Here is a 15,082-nt window from a genome sequence, read left to right as displayed (position 1 = left end):
TATAGCTACATTATACCAGATTTGGAGAAAATATGTTAGAAATTAAAAACCTGACAGGTGGTTATGTTCATGTCCCTGTCTTGAAAGATGTGTCCTTTACCGTTGAAAGTGGGCAGCTGGTCGGTTTGATTGGTCTCAATGGTGCTGGGAAATCGACGACTATTAATGAGATTATCGGTCTCTTGACACCTTATAGTGGCTCCATCAATATCAATGGACTTACTCTTCAAGAAGATGCGACTAGCTACCGCAAGCAAATTGGCTACATTCCTGAGACGCCTAGCCTGTATGAGGAATTGACTCTCAGAGAGCATATCGAAACGGTTGCTATGGCTTATGGTATTGAGCAGAAAGTGGCTTTTGATCGAGTAGAGCCCTTGTTAAAAATGTTTCGTCTGGACCAGAAATTAGACTGGTTTCCTGTTCATTTTTCAAAAGGGATGAAGCAGAAGGTCATGATTATCTGTGCTTTTGTGGTGGATCCAAGTCTTTTCATCGTGGATGAGCCTTTCCTTGGTCTGGATCCGCTGGCTATTGCGGACTTGATTCAGCTTTTGGAAGTGGAAAAGCAAAAAGGCAAGTCTATTCTCATGAGTACTCACGTGCTGGATTCGGCGGAGAAGATGTGTGATGCCTTTGTTATTCTTCACAAGGGAGAGGTGCGTGCTAAGGGAAATCTCCTGCAACTGCGCGAAGCCTTTAACATGCCTGAGGCTAGTTTGAATGATATTTACTTGGCTCTGACCAAAGAGGAGGAGCTATGAAAGACTTGTTTTTAAAGAGAAAGCAGGCTTTTCGTAAGGAGTGTCTTGGTTATCTGCGCTATGTTCTCAATGACCACTTTATCTTGTTCCTGCTTGTTCTGCTGGGCTTTCTAGCCTACCAGTACAGTCAACTCTTACAAGATTTTCCTGAAAATCATTGGCCTATCCTTTTATTTGTAGGGATTACGTCTGTTTTACTGTTGCTTTGGGGAGGAATTGCCACCTATATGGAGGCTCCAGACAAGCTCTTTCTCTTGGTCGGAGAAGAGGAAATCAAGCTCCATCTTAAGCGTCAAACTGGCATTTCCCTAGTCTTTTGGCTCTTTGTCCAGACTTTTTTCTTGCTTTTATTTGCGCCCTTATTTTTAGCCATGGGTTATGGCTTGCCTGTTTTTCTGGTCTATGTGCTTTTATTGGGAGTAGGAAAATATTTCCTCTTTCGTCAAAAGGCCAGCAAGTTTTTTACTGAAACTGGACTAGACTGGGATTATGTCATTTCCCAAGAAAGCAAGCGTAAGCAAGTCTTGCTTCGTTTCTTTGCACTTTTTACGCAGGTCAAGGGAATTTCAAACAGCGTCAAGCGTCGTGCTTATCTGGACTTTATCCTAAAGGTTGTTCAGAAGGTGCCTGGAAAGATTTGGCAAAATCTCTATCTGCGTTCTTATTTGCGAAATGGAGACCTCTTTGCTCTCAGTCTTCGTCTGCTCTTGCTTTCCTTGCTGGCGCAGGTTTTTATCGAGCAAGCTTGGATTGCGACAGCAGTGGTGGTTCTCTTTAACTACCTCTTGCTCTTTCAGTTGCTGGCTCTCTATCACGCCTTTGACTACCAGTATTTGACTCAACTTTTTCCACTGGACAAGGGTCAAAAGGAAAAAGGCTTGCAGGCGGTAGTCCGAGGATTGACCAGTTTTGTTTTACTTGTGGAATTAGTTGTTGGGTTGATTACCTTCCAAGAAAAACTAGCCCTTCTAGCCTTACTGGGAGCTGGTTTGGTTTTACAAGCCTTGTATTTGCCTTATCAGGTAAAACGTCAGATGCAGGATTAATCTTGCTTATATGATATTAAAAAAGAAGTTGAGTTCAGTTTGTCTCAACTTCTTTTATTTTCTACAGGATAATGGTTGGACCGTAGAGGCTCAACTTGGTCTTGACTTGGTCAAAGTGGAAGCGGTCATAGGCCCGCCAAGCGGCACGAGTAGGAGCATCTGGATCAAGAGCGCTGAGTCCCATGAGAAGACTGGAAGTCTGGTAAAATTTTTCCAATTCAATCAAGACTCGATTATCCACTGTTTCAGCCTTGGCTAGAAAACCAAGAATAGAGTTTAATTGCTCCTGAAAGCGGACGTCGTCAGCGGTTGCCTGTTTGCATGCTTGGTAGGCTTTGTTTAAGTCCGTAATCAAAGTCTGAGCTCTTTTGATAGGGTCTGTATCTGTCATGAGAATTCCTCCTTTAAAATGGCTGCTAGTCTTGTTTCTAGCAATTGTATTTTGATACTGTCAGTCTATCACTTTTATCTCCTTTTTCGCCTTCAAATCTTTAATTGTCCTTGAAATTTCCTGAATGGTACTGTTAAGATTTTATGATAAAATAGTGGTAAGATTATCATGCTTATTTGAGGAACAAGCTACCTTTCAGGAGCGTTGAAGGCCTGTTTAGGATTTGGTGGGCTTGTATCATAGTATTTTTGCTATTCTCTTTTTAGGAAGAAATCGAAACAAGGAGAGTAAGAAGATGAGAATATTTGTTTTAGAAGATGATTTTTCCCAACAGACTAGGATTGAAACGACGATTGAGAAACTTTTGAAGGAACATCATATCACTCCCAGCTCTTTTGCGGTCTTTGGTAAGCCAGATCAACTGCTGGCAGAGGTACATGAGAAGGGAGCCCATCAGCTATTCTTTTTGGATATTGAGATTCGAAATGAGGAGATGAAGGGGCTAGAAGTGGCTAGAAAGATTCGGGATCGAGATCCCTATGCCCTGATTGTCTTTGTGACAACTCACTCGGAGTTTATGCCCCTGTCCTTTCGCTACCAAGTGTCTGCTTTGGACTACATTGATAAGGCCTTGTCGGCAGAGGAGTTTGAATCTCGTATCGAAACAGCCCTTCTCTATGCCAATAGTCAAGACAGTAAAAGTCTGGCGGAAGATTGCTTTTACTTTAAATCAAAATTTGCCCAATTCCAGTATCCTTTTAAAGAGGTTTATTATCTTGAAACATCGCCCAGAGCTCATCGTGTTATTCTCTATACCAAGACAGACAGACTGGAATTTACAGCGAGTTTAGAGGAGGTTTTCAAGCAGGAGCCTCGTCTCTTGCAGTGCCACCGCTCTTTTCTCATCAATCCTGCCAATGTAGTTCGTTTGGATAAGAAAGAAAAACTGCTTTACTTTCCCAATGGTGGAAGCTGTCTGATCGCGCGTTATAAGGTCAGGGAAGTGTCTGAAGCTATCAATAACTTACATTGAGTGAGGTGCTGGAATGGAATTAGTTTGGAAGATAGTATATGTGTTTTTGATATCTGGATTGGAATTGTTTATATTTTTTAAGGTGGATGGAATTGTTCTAACTCTGGAGAGAGTTTTTAAGTCCTTTCTTTTTAAGCTACTTTTAGCAGTTGTTTTTGTAACGATTAGCTATATAGTAGGAAATACTTACCTATCTTATTTTATGGAACCCTTGTACGGCATTGGTTTATCTTTCTTATTGTTAAGAGGGCTTCCTAAAAAACTACTCTTCTTTTATGGTCTCTTTCCAATGATGTTGGTGAATCTTTTTTTCAGGGTAGTCTCCTATTTTGTGCTTCCATTTTTGGGGCAAGGGCATGTGTATGATGACCGCTCTTTTATTTGGTTATGTATAAAAATTTTCATTTGCTTTATTTCTCTAGCCTTTTTGAAATGGTTAGACTATGATTTTACTAGTTTGAGAAGGGAGATTCTCGATAAAGGTTTTCAAAAGTCCCTGACTAAGATTAACTGGATAATGGGGGCTTACTATCTAGTGATGCAAAGTCTGTCTTATTTTGAAAATGTACAAGGTATTCAATCAACGACTGTTCGCCATCTGATTCTAGTGTTTTACCTACTCTTTTTTATGGGGATTATCAAGAAGCTGGATACCTATTTGAAGGACAAACTCCATGAGAGACTGGACCAAGAGCAGGCCTTGCGCTACAGAGATATGGAACGCTATAGTCGGCATATAGAGGAACTTTACAAGGAAGTACGGAGTTTTCGCCATGACTACACCAACCTCTTGACCAGTTTACGTCTGGGCATTGAAGAGGAGGATATGGAGCAGATAAAAGAGGTCTACGACTCGGTCTTAAAGGATTCTAGTGAAAAATTGCAGGACAATAAATATGACCTTGGACGATTGGTAAATATTCGTGACCGTGCCCTCAAAAGTCTCCTAGCAGGTAAATTTCTAAAAGCCAGAGATAATAAGATTGTATTTAATGTCGAAGTTCCTGAAGAGATTCAGGTCGAGGGGATGAGTCTACTTGATTTTCTAACCATTGTGTCTATCCTTTGTGACAATGCTATTGAAGCCAGTGCAGAGGCCAGTCAACCTCATGTTTCAATCGCCTTTTTAAAAAATGGAGCACAGGAGACCTTTATCATAGAAAACTCCATCAAAGAAGAGGAGATAGATATTTCTGAAATCTTCTCCTTTGGAGCCAGTTCTAAAGGGGAGGAGAGAGGAGTTGGTCTCTATACCGTTATGAAAATTGTGGAAAGTCATCCCAATACCAGTCTAAATACCACTTGTCAAAATCAAGTCTTTCGTCAGGTTTTAACGGTTCACTTGTTGCCGGTTGGTCATTAGAAAATTTGTGAAAAAAGAATTGGCAGAAGCTAACAGATAAGTTTTGTCTTTATCCAGTTTGATTTTTACCATAGTATGCGAGGTATATTAAATGAATAAGAAATCCTTTTTTATCATCTGCTCTACGTTGATTATAGCATCGAATCTTCTCATGTTTTCCGTGGTGAACAAGGGAGAAGAAACAGGGAGCAATCTGTTTGTGATTGCTATAGCCTGTGTTTTACTACCAGCCTTTTTATATGCAGTTGAAAACCGACTGACTTCATTGGTAAGAGTAGAATCAATACTCCTGATTCAGTTGACAGTTATATCCCTACTCCGTCTTATCAACAGAATAGGGAGTACGCCTGAAATCCTCAACATTATCATTACCCTTATCGCTTTGGCAATTGGGACAGCTGCTATCCTTGTTGCGATCATGAGAATATATGAGAACATACGGAAGTGAGGGTGAGTAGCTTTCAATTTTAGATTTTTATGTTGTCAAGTTCCCCAGGGCAAGTATGTTTTTCATGCTTGCTTTTTTAAATTTTTTAACAATTCAAGAGGTTTTGATGACCATTTATGATTTGAGTGATCCAAGAATAAAACGAGTGCTATACTAGCAGTGTAAAGATTGAAGCAGGAAGTGTGATAAAACACAAGTTAAGGAAGCGGGGGCTTCGTTCGTGGAAGTAGTAAATTAGAAAAAATATCTTATTAATGAGTTGAAAAAAGGACAAACTATGAAAAAAACGATTTCTATCTTTAAAAAAATAATTACTTGTTTTTTACTTACTTTTGCTATTCAAGTTGTACCATTAACTGTTGTGAGACGATTTTATGACGGAGTGATGGGAGATGTGTTCAGTGTTGGTGCCTTCTTTCTATCTTTCTTTATATGCTTAACCATTCTTGTATATCTTATTAAGAGATGGGGTGATGAGACTACTTTAGATTGCTTGCCAATCAAATGGGTAGAATTGAAATGGATTGTTCTTGCTTATCTGGCTAATCTGGTTTTAGTAGTTGGTTTTATATTTTTCATGACCGTTCTTGGAAAAGTCCATGATAATACAAGTTCTTTAAGCTTTTTTCAACATTTGGAAACAAGTGGTTTCTTGTACATAGTTCTATTCTGGTTGTCAACTACTTTCACTCAACCTCTTTTGGAGGAGATACTCTTTAGAGGAATCATTTTAGGAAGTTTAGAAAAATATTCTCCCATAGTTGCTATTATCTTTTCGGCTGTTCTTTTTGGATTTGCTCATGACGGAGAAATGCTCTCTCAACATCTAGTGTCAGGAATTGTATTAGGAATTCTCTATATAAAGCGGAGAAATCTATATTCCTGTGTAGTTGTACATGGTTTGATGAATGCTACTGTCACCTGTCTCTTTTTTCTGGCTACTTAGGTTTTGAACCGGTGAGTTTGTGTAGTTCTTCGTCTAATAATATATGAAAGGAGAAAAGAAATGAAAACTTTTCTTGCTAAAAAACGGAACATCTTTCTTACAAGATTGTTCCTAGGTCAGTTGCCCTTACTTGTCTCCACTTATCTATTTCTATCTCGTCAGTTTTTAAATTTTTCCTTGGTTTTCCAATTTCTTTTAGTGGTTATTAACTTAGCTTCCATTTTGGTCACTGTTTACCTCACTAGGGAAATGAGGATAAGAGAGTTTGAAGATGATGATTTGGTTAGCCCTAGAACCAATCAACTCATGTATATCGGCTTGACAGGTTTTATGTCTATTATTTGTTTGTATAGAGGTATTACAGCAGGAGAATTCTATCAACAATTAATTGCCTATATTGGCGCCATTCTCTGCTTGCTTATCATGCTTCTGCTCATTTGGGGCTTGAAGTATTATAAAAAGTAGGGAAGAACTTGCGGCTAGTCTATAGTCTGATAAGAGGAGGTCATCATGTATAAACACTTATTTTTCCTAGATTCCAAAACTTTAGACCGGTTGACACCCTATATTCTAGTCTTGGCTTCTGACACCATTGCCTTTAATGTTTTTGTGTTAACCTTTGTATCTGCGGTGGTCTTTAATTCCCTAAATTCCATGCTAGCTTTAATGGCTATCTTCTTAGGGGCTGGCTATGTGGTCGGATTTTGGTTACTCAAATGGTTTGTTTTGGAAAGACTAGAGCTCAAGGATGACGCGTAGGAAGTTTGTTTGTTGATGAGGATGATTTTATGAAGTTTTTTGATAAATTTCATGCCTTTTGCTTTGGATTTTTAGTACTACTAATCGTCATTACAGTTCCTTATACGATTAACCATGGGGATTTTTTTCAAAATGAATCTGAATTGATTATTGTAAGTCTTCTAGTAACCTCGCTGAGTGTTGCTTATGCTAGACAGTTTGAAATGATTTCTTTTGGGATGTTAAGCAAGAAACAACTTTTGCTTTTCATTGAAATCTTTCTTCTAAGTCTGCTTGAGACGCTAGTTTATATTCATTTCTTCGCTGTTTCTTCTGGCGCAGGAGTTCAACACTTGGCGGAAGTCAGTAGAGGAATTTCTCTGTCTTTGATTTTGACTTCCTCAGTTTTTGGTCCCATCCAGGAGGAACTCATTTTCAGAGGACTTCTTCAAGGTGCCGTTTTTGACAATTCTTGGTTAGGGCTTGTGCTAACTTCCTCTCTCTTTTCTTTCATGCATGGACCTTCTAATGTCCCTTCGTTTATTTTTTATCTACTTGGGGGCTTGTTGCTGGGCTTTGCTTATAAAAAGAGCCAAAACTTATGGGTTTCTACTCTAGTCCACATGTTTTACAACAGTTGGCCACTCTTATATTATTTATAAAAATCATGAAAAGGTAAGCAGAAGACGGTGCTTGCCTTTTTCTTTCTATAATGATACCCAAGCCAATCCAGATGCTTTTCTTTGAGAATCGGGCGTGGAGCGGTTGACGAATAGGCCAAAAACTAGTAGAATAGTAAGGAAACTTTATACGGAGGAAAGAAATGGATTTGGGTGATAATGAGCTAACACTGACTCCCATACCTGGGAAAAGTGGCAAGGCTTATATGGGTAGCTATCCCGATGGGAAGCGTATCTTTGTAAAAATGAACACCTCTCCAATCCTACCTGGACTAGCTAGAGAACAAATTGCTCCACAATTATTATGGAGTCGCCGTTTGGCAGATGGGCGTGATATGTGTGCTCAAGAATGGTTGACAGGCAAGATATTGACCCCCTATGATATGAATCGTAAGCAAATCGTCAATATTTTAACCCGTCTTCATCGCTCACGTCCGTTGATGACACAGTTGAGTCGGTTGGGATATGCCATGGAAACACCTGTAGATTTACTACAGTCTTGGCAGGAAACGGCTCCAGATGCTTTGCGTAAAAATCATTTTATCAGTGAAGTGATGGCTGATTTACGTCAGACTATTCCAGGATTTAGAGAGGACTATGCGACCATTGTCCATGGAGATGTACGACATAGTAATTGGATTGAGACAGACAGTGGCTTGATTTATTTGGTAGATTGGGATTCGGTTCGCTTGACCGACCGCATGTTTGATGTGGCCCATATGCTCTGCCATTATATTCCAGAACATCAGTGGAAGGAATGGTTGACCTACTACGGTTATAAGTATAATCAAACGGTATTAAATAAATTGTATTGGTACGGTCAATTGTCTTATTTGAGCCAGATTTCCAAGTATTATATGAACCAAGATTTAGAAAATGTCAATCGGGAGATCCATGGCTTGCGTCACTTCCGAGACAAGTATGGAAAGAGAAGATGAGAGTTAGAAATCGTAAAGGGGCGACAGAATTACTAGAGGCAAATCCCCAGTATGTGGTCCTCAATCCCTTGGAAGCCAAGGGAAAATGGCGGGACTTGTTTGGCAATGATAATCCCATTCATGTGGAAGTTGGAAGTGGAAAGGGAGCCTTTGTTTCAGGTATGGCCAAGCAAAACTCTGACATCAACTATATCGGGATTGATATTCAAAAGTCTGTTTTGAGCTACGCTTTGGACAAGGTTCTTGAAGTTGGAGTGCCTAATATCAAGCTCTTGTGGGTAGATGGTTCTGACTTGACTGACTACTTTGAAGACGGTGAGATTGATCGTTTGTATCTGAACTTTTCAGATCCATGGCCGAAAAAACGCCATGAAAAGCGTCGTTTGACCTACAAGACCTTCTTGGATACCTTCAAACGTATCTTGCCTGAAAATGGAGAAATTCATTTCAAGACGGATAACCGTGGCTTGTTTGAGTACAGCCTAGTGAGCTTTTCTCAGTATGGCATGAAGCTCAATGGTGTCTGGCTTGATTTACATGCCAGTGATTTTGAAGGCAATGTCATGACAGAATATGAGCAAAAATTCTCCAACAAGGGTCAAGTTATCTACCGAGTTGAGGCAGAATTTTAAGAAATAGCCTGAAATCAGGCTGTATAAGTGCTTTTGCTTTACATAAGTAGTAAAAAGTGCTATACTAAGAGTAAGAATATGAAAAGTGAGGCGGGGAAATATCTTCGCCTCTTGCTTATGAGGAGGTGGACGCAATCGCAACAATCGTAGAATTAGTCAGAGAAGTTGTAGAACCTGTCATAGAAGCACCTTTCGAACTTGTGGATATCGAGTATGGAAAGATTGGCAGTGACATGATTCTCAGTATTTTTGTAGATAAACCTGAAGGAATTACCTTGAACGACACGGCAGACTTGACAGAAATTATCAGTCCTGTCCTAGACACCATCAAGCCAGATCCCTTCCCAGAACAATATTTCCTAGAAATCACCAGTCCAGGCTTGGAACGTCCTTTAAAAACCAAGGATGCCGTTGCTGGAGCGGTTGGGAAATACATCCATGTCGGGCTCTACCAAGCCATCGATAAGCAAAAGGTCTTTGAAGGAACCTTGTTGGCCTTCGAAGAGGACGAGTTGACCATGGAATATATGGACAAGACGCGTAAGAAAACCGTCCAAATTCCATACAGTTTAGTATCAAAAGCACGTTTAGCAGTTAAATTATAGAAAAAGAAAGGATAGCTTTTGAGGATTCAAAAGTGAAGAAAACATGAGTAAAGAAATGCTAGAGGCCTTCCGCATTTTGGAAGAAGACAAGGGAATCAAAAAAGAAGATATCATCGACGCAGTAGTAGAGTCGCTTCGTTCCGCTTATCGCAGACGCTATGGTCAATCAGACAGCGTAGCTATTGACTTCAACGAAAAAACAGGTGACTTTACAGTTTATACTGTCCGTGAAGTGGTTGATGAAGTATTTGATAGTCGTTTGGAAATCAGCTTAAAAGATGCTCTTGCCATTAATTCAGCCTATGAACTTGGGGATAAAATCAAGTTTGAAGAAGCACCAGGTGAGTTTGGTCGTGTAGCAGCCCAATCTGCCAAACAAACCATCATGGAAAAAATGCGCAAGCAAACACGTGCCATCACTTACAATACTTATAAAGAACATGAGCAAGAAATCATGTCTGGTACAGTAGAACGCTTCGACAACCGCTTCATCTATGTCAACCTTGGCAGCATCGAAGCCCAATTGTCAAAACAAGACCAAATTCCTGGAGAAGTTTTTGCTTCTCATGATCGTATTGAAGTATATGTTTACAAGGTTGAAGACAACCCTCGCGGTGTCAACGTCTTTGTTAGCCGTAGCCATCCAGAAATGATCAAACGCTTGATGGAGCAAGAAATTCCAGAAGTTTATGATGGAACTGTTGAAATCATGAGCGTGGCTCGTGAAGCTGGTGACCGTACTAAGGTTGCCGTTCGTAGCCATAATCCAAACGTAGATGCTATCGGTACAATCGTTGGACGTGGTGGTGCTAATATCAAGAAGATTACTAGCAAATTCCACCCAGCTCGCTACGACGCTAAGAGTGACCGTATGGTGCCAATCGAAGAAAATATCGACGTTATTGAGTGGGTAGCAGATCCAGCTGAATTTATCTATAATGCCATCGCTCCTGCTGAGGTTGATCAAGTTATCTTTGACGAAAACGACAGCAAACGTGCCTTGGTGGTTGTACCAGATAACAAGCTTTCTCTTGCAATCGGTCGTCGCGGACAAAACGTTCGTTTGGCAGCTCACTTGACTGGTTACCGTATCGATATCAAGTCTGCTAGTGAATTTGAAGCCATGGAAGAAGCTGCTCCAGTAGATTTGGAAGCAGAAAACGATACTGTAGAAGAATAAAAGCTGCTAGAGGAGGGAAAGATGAAAACGAGAAAAATCCCTTTGCGCAAGTCTGTTGTGTCTAACGAAGTGATTGATAAGCGTGATTTGCTCCGCATTGTCAAGAATAAGGAAGGGCAAGTCTTTATCGATCCGACAGGCAAGGCCAATGGCCGCGGCGCTTATATCAAGCTAGACAATAAAGAAGCCCTAGAGGCGAAAAAGAAGAAGGTCTTTAACCGTAGCTTTAGCATGGAAGTGGACGAAAGCTTTTATGACGAGTTGATTGCTTATGTGGATCACAAAGTGAAAAGAAGAGAGTTAGGACTTGAATAAGCAAAAGATAAGCAATCTCTTGGGACTTGCTCAGCGAGCAGGGCGGATCATATCGGGTGAAGAATTGGTGGTCAAGGCCATTCAAGACGGCAAGGCCAAGTTGGTCTTTCTAGCCCATGATGCTGGACCCAATCTGACCAAGAAGATTCAAGATAAAAGTCATTATTATCAAGTAGAAATTGTAACCGTGTTTTCAACACTGGAATTAAGCATAGCAGTCGGGAAATCGAGAAAGGTTTTGGCTGTAACAGATGCTGGATTTACAAAGAAAATGAGGTCTCTTATGGAATAGAAGAGGAGGACATGATTTGTCTAAGAAAAGATTGTACGAAATCGCAAAAGAACTTGGAAAAGAAAGTAAAGAAGTTGTAGCGCGTGCAAAAGAGTTGGGCTTGGATGTAAAAAGCCACTCATCAAGTGTGGAAGAAGCTGTCGCTGCAAAAATCGCTGCCAGCTTTAAGTCTGCAGCTGCTCCGAAAGCAGAAGCAAAACCTGCAGCATCAAAAGCAAGTGCAGAAAAGAAAGCCGAAAAATCGGAGCCAGCTAAACCAGCTGTAGCCAAGGAAGAGGCAAAAGCGGCTGAGCCAGTTGCTCCGAAAACAGAAAAAGCAGCAGCTAAACCGCAAAGCCGTAATTTCAAGGCTGAGCGTGAAGCCCGTGCCAAAGAGCAGGCAGAGCGACGCAAGCAAAATAAGAGCAATAACCGTGACCAACAACAAAACGGAAACCGTCAGAAAAACGACGGCCGTAATGGTGGAAAACAAGGTCAAGGTAACCGCGACAATCGTCGCTTTAATGATCAAGCTAAAAAACAGCAAGGTCAGCAAAATCGTGGAAACGAGCGCCGTCAACAAGAGGACAAACGTCCAAATCAAGCGGCTCCACGCATTGACTTTAAAGCCCGTGCAGCAGCCCTAAAGGCAGAGCAAAATGCTGAATATGCCCGTTCAAGTGAGGAACGCTTCAAGCAGTATCAAGCTGCTAAAGAAGCCTTGGCTCAAGCTAACAAACGCAAGGAGCCAGAGGAAATCTTTGAAGAAGCTGCTAAGTTAGCTGAACAAGCACAACAAGCACAGCAAGTTCAAGCAGTGGTTGAAGTCGTCCCTGAGAAAAAAGAACCTGCAGTGGATACACGTCGTAAAAAACAAGCTCGACCAGACAAAAATCGTGACGATTATGATCACGAAGAAGATGGTCCTAGAAAACAACAAAAGAATCGAAGTAGTCAAAATCAAGTGAGAAATCAAAAGAATAGTAACTGGAATAATAACAAGAAGAACAAAAAAGGCAATAACAAGAACAACCGTAATCAGGCTCCAAAACCTGTTACAGAACGTAAATTCCATGAATTGCCAACAGAATTTGAGTATACAGATGGTATGACCGTTGCGGAAATCGCAAAACGTATCAAACGTGAACCAGCTGAAATCGTTAAGAAACTCTTTATGATGGGTGTCATGGCCACACAAAACCAATCCTTGGATGGGGAAACAATTGAACTCCTCATGGTGGATTACGGTATCGAAGCCAAACAAAAGGTTGAAGTGGATAATGCTGACATCGAACGTTTCTTTGTAGAAGATGGTTATCTCAATGAAGATGAATTGGTTGAGCGTCCACCAGTTGTAACTATCATGGGACACGTTGACCATGGTAAAACAACCCTCTTGGATACTCTTCGTAACTCTCGTGTTGCGACAGGTGAAGCAGGTGGTATCACTCAGCATATCGGTGCCTACCAAATCGTGGAAAATGGCAAGAAGATCACCTTCCTTGATACACCAGGACACGCGGCCTTTACATCGATGCGTGCGCGTGGTGCTTCTGTTACCGATATTACTATCTTGGTCGTAGCGGCAGATGACGGGGTTATGCCTCAGACAATTGAAGCCATCAATCACTCAAAAGCGGCCAACGTTCCAATCATCGTAGCCATCAACAAGATTGATAAACCAGGTGCCAACCCAGAACGCGTTATCGGTGAATTGGCAGAGCATGGTGTCATGTCAACCGCTTGGGGTGGAGATTCTGAATTTGTTGAAATCTCAGCTAAATTCAACCAAAACATCGAAGAATTGTTGGAAACAGTCCTTCTTGTGGCTGAAATCCAAGAACTTAAAGCAGACCCAACAGTTCGTGCGATCGGTACAGTTATCGAAGCACGCTTGGATAAAGGAAAAGGTGCGGTCGCAACCCTTCTTGTGCAACAAGGTACCTTGAATGTCCAAGACCCTATCGTTGTCGGAAATACCTTCGGTCGTGTCCGTGCTATGACCAATGATCTTGGTCGTCGTGTTAAGGTGGCTGGACCATCAACACCAGTTTCTATCACAGGTTTGAACGAAGCGCCGATGGCGGGTGACCACTTTGCCGTTTACGAAGATGAAAAATCTGCGCGTGCAGCTGGTGAAGAACGTGCCAAACGTGCCCTCATGAAACAACGTCAAGCTACCCAACGTGTCAGCCTTGAAAACCTCTTTGATACGCTTAAAGCTGGTGAGCTTAAGTCAGTTAACGTGATCATCAAGGCCGATGTACAAGGTTCTGTTGAAGCCCTTTCTGCCTCACTTCAGAAAATCGATGTGGAAGGTGTTAAAGTTACCATCGTTCACTCAGCGGTTGGTGCCATCAATGAATCTGATGTGACCCTTGCCGAAGCTTCAAATGCCTTTATTGTTGGTTTCAACGTACGCCCTACACCACAAGCTCGTCAACAAGCAGAAGCTGACGATGTGGAAATCCGTCTTCACAGCATTATCTATAAGGTTATCGAAGAGATGGAAGAAGCTATGAAAGGGATGCTTGACCCAGAATTCGAAGAAAAAGTTATCGGTGAAGCAGTTATCCGTGAAACCTTCAAGGTGTCTAAAGTGGGAACTATCGGTGGATTCATGGTTATCAACGGTAAGGTTACCCGTGACTCTAAAGTTCGTGTTATCCGTGACGGTGTCGTTATCTATGATGGCGAACTCGCAAGTTTGAAACACTACAAAGACGACGTCAAAGAAGTTACAAACGGTCGTGAAGGTGGATTGATGATTGATGGCTACAATGATATCAAGATGGATGATGTGATTGAGGCGTATGTCATGGAAGAAATCAAGAGATAAGATTTTTGCTCCTTTCTTAGGTGGTGAGGGACGCAAGCAAACCGATGGTTTCATTGCTTATTTTTGAGCCTAGGGTCTCAAAAATCCCCTGTGATGGGACTGATAAATCAGTTCCATCACTTTCACCACGGCGAAAGAAGCAGATGATTTCAAATTGAACTTCGTTCCAATTTGAAATGAAAATCAATAAATTTAAAAATAGCTAGGTCTGCTGGCCTAGCTTTTGGTTCAAAGTAGAGAAAGGAATATCATGGCAAATCATTTCCGTACGGATCGTGTGGGCATGGAAATCAAGCGTGAAGTCAATGAGATTTTGCAAAAGAAAGTCCGTGATCCGCGTGTCCAAGGTGTGACCATCACAGATGTTCAGATGCTAGGTGACTTGTCTGTTGCCAAGGTTTACTACACCATTTTGAGTAACCTTGCTTCAGATAATCAAAAAGCTCAAATCGGGCTTGAAAAAGCAACTGGTACTATCAAACGTGAACTTGGTCGCAATTTAAAATTGTATAAAATCCCAGACTTGACCTTCGTCAAAGACGAATCCATCGAATATGGAAACAAGATTGACGAAATGCTACGCAATCTGGATAAAAACTAAGAAGGAGGGGTAACCCTCTTTTTTGGTGGGGAAATGGCTATAAAGCATGCTAGGGAAACTTTTTATTGCAGACAAGTTAATGGATACGGCTCGGTGGCTCATCAAGTCAGAGGAGAGAGAATGAAATTTTTCTGGGCACTTCTTGCCATTATTTTTATCAAACCGATTATTGGGATTTTGAAATTCTTGTGGATGATCATCTCTTTTGCAGTCCAATTGCTGTTTTACAAGCTATTATTTAAGCTATTGGATTGGCTATTTAAACTTTTTTAGTCCGTAATTCAAATCTCAG

Annotated in this window: 18 protein-coding genes; 17 read left to right on the top strand and 1 reads right to left on the bottom strand. The window is 41.1% G+C overall.

Annotated features, from left to right (window positions below):
* Positions 1–32: 32 nt before the first annotated feature.
* A complete protein-coding gene (locus B7692_RS04725) occupies positions 33–764 on the top strand; it encodes an ABC transporter ATP-binding protein (protein ID WP_023940790.1) in 732 nt (243 codons plus the stop codon).
* Positions 761–1,810, top strand: coding sequence for an ABC transporter permease (locus B7692_RS04720; RefSeq protein WP_084930057.1), 1,050 nt, complete (start codon positions 761–763; stop codon positions 1,808–1,810). The genes B7692_RS04725 and B7692_RS04720 overlap by 4 nt, the downstream gene beginning before the upstream one ends.
* 61 nt (positions 1,811–1,871) lie before the next feature.
* Here the strand turns inward: B7692_RS04720 and B7692_RS04715 are convergent, their stop codons facing one another.
* Positions 1,872–2,201, bottom strand: coding sequence for a hypothetical protein (locus tag B7692_RS04715; RefSeq protein ID WP_004261043.1), 330 nt, complete (start codon positions 2,199–2,201; stop codon positions 1,872–1,874).
* Positions 2,202–2,496: 295 nt separating this feature from the next.
* On the opposite strand from B7692_RS04715, the gene B7692_RS04710 reads away from it, so the two are divergent.
* From B7692_RS04710 to B7692_RS11110, 15 genes are all read left to right on the top strand, one after another.
* A complete protein-coding gene (locus B7692_RS04710) occupies positions 2,497–3,234 on the top strand; it encodes a response regulator transcription factor (RefSeq protein ID WP_084930056.1) in 738 nt (245 codons plus the stop codon).
* 13 nt (positions 3,235–3,247) lie between these two features.
* On the top strand, positions 3,248–4,597 hold the full coding sequence (locus tag B7692_RS04705; RefSeq protein WP_084930055.1) for a sensor histidine kinase: 1,350 nt from the start codon (positions 3,248–3,250) through the stop codon (positions 4,595–4,597).
* Positions 4,598–5,322: 725 nt separating this feature from the next.
* Positions 5,323–5,991: a CPBP family intramembrane glutamic endopeptidase gene (locus B7692_RS04695; protein ID WP_024057404.1), complete on the top strand. Its 669-nt coding sequence runs from the start codon at positions 5,323–5,325 to the stop codon at positions 5,989–5,991.
* A gap of 60 nt (positions 5,992–6,051) precedes the next feature.
* Positions 6,052–6,456, top strand: a complete 405-nt coding sequence (locus B7692_RS04690; protein ID WP_000846947.1) for a hypothetical protein — start codon at positions 6,052–6,054, stop codon at positions 6,454–6,456.
* 45 nt (positions 6,457–6,501) lie between these two features.
* The gene (blpZ, locus tag B7692_RS04685; protein WP_084930053.1) at positions 6,502–6,750 is read left to right on the top strand and encodes an immunity protein BlpZ; all 249 of its coding nucleotides are present in this window, start codon (positions 6,502–6,504) and stop codon (positions 6,748–6,750) included.
* A 29-nt stretch (positions 6,751–6,779) separates the two neighbouring features.
* Positions 6,780–7,391 (top strand): CPBP family intramembrane glutamic endopeptidase, encoded by a 612-nt coding sequence (locus tag B7692_RS04680; RefSeq protein ID WP_084930080.1) that lies wholly within the window; start codon positions 6,780–6,782, stop codon positions 7,389–7,391.
* A 161-nt stretch (positions 7,392–7,552) separates the two neighbouring features.
* Positions 7,553–8,347, top strand: a complete 795-nt coding sequence (gene ccrZ, locus B7692_RS04675) for a cell cycle regulator CcrZ (RefSeq protein WP_000363005.1) — start codon at positions 7,553–7,555, stop codon at positions 8,345–8,347.
* On the top strand, positions 8,344–8,979 hold the full coding sequence (gene trmB, locus B7692_RS04670) for a tRNA (guanosine(46)-N7)-methyltransferase TrmB (RefSeq protein WP_084930052.1): 636 nt from the start codon (positions 8,344–8,346) through the stop codon (positions 8,977–8,979). Before ccrZ ends, trmB begins: the two co-directional genes overlap by 4 nt.
* 125 nt (positions 8,980–9,104) lie before the next feature.
* A complete protein-coding gene (gene rimP / locus B7692_RS04665; RefSeq protein ID WP_001808691.1) occupies positions 9,105–9,584 on the top strand; it encodes a ribosome maturation factor RimP in 480 nt (159 codons plus the stop codon).
* Between the two features lie 43 nt (positions 9,585–9,627).
* A complete protein-coding gene (gene nusA, locus B7692_RS04660) occupies positions 9,628–10,764 on the top strand; it encodes a transcription termination factor NusA (protein ID WP_084930051.1) in 1,137 nt (378 codons plus the stop codon).
* A 21-nt stretch (positions 10,765–10,785) separates the two neighbouring features.
* Entirely contained in the window at positions 10,786–11,079 is a 294-nt protein-coding gene (gene rnpM / locus B7692_RS04655; protein WP_061087611.1) for an RNase P modulator RnpM, read from the top strand.
* Entirely contained in the window at positions 11,072–11,371 is a 300-nt protein-coding gene (locus tag B7692_RS04650) for a YlxQ-related RNA-binding protein (protein WP_001041390.1), read from the top strand. The genes rnpM and B7692_RS04650 overlap by 8 nt, the downstream gene beginning before the upstream one ends.
* A gap of 16 nt (positions 11,372–11,387) precedes the next feature.
* A complete protein-coding gene (gene infB / locus B7692_RS04645) occupies positions 11,388–14,189 on the top strand; it encodes a translation initiation factor IF-2 (protein WP_084930050.1) in 2,802 nt (933 codons plus the stop codon).
* Between the two features lie 250 nt (positions 14,190–14,439).
* Positions 14,440–14,790: a 30S ribosome-binding factor RbfA gene (gene rbfA / locus B7692_RS04640; RefSeq protein ID WP_001273601.1), complete on the top strand. Its 351-nt coding sequence runs from the start codon at positions 14,440–14,442 to the stop codon at positions 14,788–14,790.
* Between the two features lie 120 nt (positions 14,791–14,910).
* A complete protein-coding gene (locus tag B7692_RS11110) occupies positions 14,911–15,063 on the top strand; it encodes a hypothetical protein (protein WP_185761584.1) in 153 nt (50 codons plus the stop codon).
* Positions 15,064–15,082: the final 19 nt, after the last annotated feature.

The organism is Streptococcus mitis (genome assembly GCF_002096925.1).
In the GTDB taxonomy this organism is placed as follows: domain Bacteria; phylum Bacillota; class Bacilli; order Lactobacillales; family Streptococcaceae; genus Streptococcus; species Streptococcus mitis_AF.
The sequence above is the reverse complement of the archived record's forward strand: the minus strand, read 5'-3'. Positions and strand labels throughout refer to the sequence as shown.

What these genes read in the sequence shown, in the direction of transcription:
- nusA (WP_084930051.1), top strand. Translation starts at nt 9,628, where the DNA reads ATGAGTAAAGAAATGCTAGAGGCCTTCCGCATTTTGGAAGAAGACAAG.
- B7692_RS04695 (WP_024057404.1), top strand. Translation starts at nt 5,323, where the DNA reads ATGAAAAAAACGATTTCTATCTTTAAAAAAATAATTACTTGTTTTTTA.
- B7692_RS04710 (WP_084930056.1), top strand. Translation starts at nt 2,497, where the DNA reads ATGAGAATATTTGTTTTAGAAGATGATTTTTCCCAACAGACTAGGATT.
- trmB (WP_084930052.1), top strand. Translation starts at nt 8,344, where the DNA reads ATGAGAGTTAGAAATCGTAAAGGGGCGACAGAATTACTAGAGGCAAAT.
- B7692_RS04705 (WP_084930055.1), top strand. Translation starts at nt 3,248, where the DNA reads ATGGAATTAGTTTGGAAGATAGTATATGTGTTTTTGATATCTGGATTG.
- B7692_RS04680 (WP_084930080.1), top strand. Translation starts at nt 6,780, where the DNA reads ATGAAGTTTTTTGATAAATTTCATGCCTTTTGCTTTGGATTTTTAGTA.
- B7692_RS04725 (WP_023940790.1), top strand. Translation starts at nt 33, where the DNA reads ATGTTAGAAATTAAAAACCTGACAGGTGGTTATGTTCATGTCCCTGTC.
- ccrZ (WP_000363005.1), top strand. Translation starts at nt 7,553, where the DNA reads ATGGATTTGGGTGATAATGAGCTAACACTGACTCCCATACCTGGGAAA.
- blpZ (WP_084930053.1), top strand. Translation starts at nt 6,502, where the DNA reads ATGTATAAACACTTATTTTTCCTAGATTCCAAAACTTTAGACCGGTTG.
- rnpM (WP_061087611.1), top strand. Translation starts at nt 10,786, where the DNA reads ATGAAAACGAGAAAAATCCCTTTGCGCAAGTCTGTTGTGTCTAACGAA.
- rbfA (WP_001273601.1), top strand. Translation starts at nt 14,440, where the DNA reads ATGGCAAATCATTTCCGTACGGATCGTGTGGGCATGGAAATCAAGCGT.
- B7692_RS04720 (WP_084930057.1), top strand. Translation starts at nt 761, where the DNA reads ATGAAAGACTTGTTTTTAAAGAGAAAGCAGGCTTTTCGTAAGGAGTGT.
- B7692_RS11110 (WP_185761584.1), top strand. Translation starts at nt 14,911, where the DNA reads ATGAAATTTTTCTGGGCACTTCTTGCCATTATTTTTATCAAACCGATT.
- B7692_RS04715 (WP_004261043.1), bottom strand. Translation starts at nt 2,201, where the DNA reads ATGACAGATACAGACCCTATCAAAAGAGCTCAGACTTTGATTACGGAC.
- B7692_RS04690 (WP_000846947.1), top strand. Translation starts at nt 6,052, where the DNA reads ATGAAAACTTTTCTTGCTAAAAAACGGAACATCTTTCTTACAAGATTG.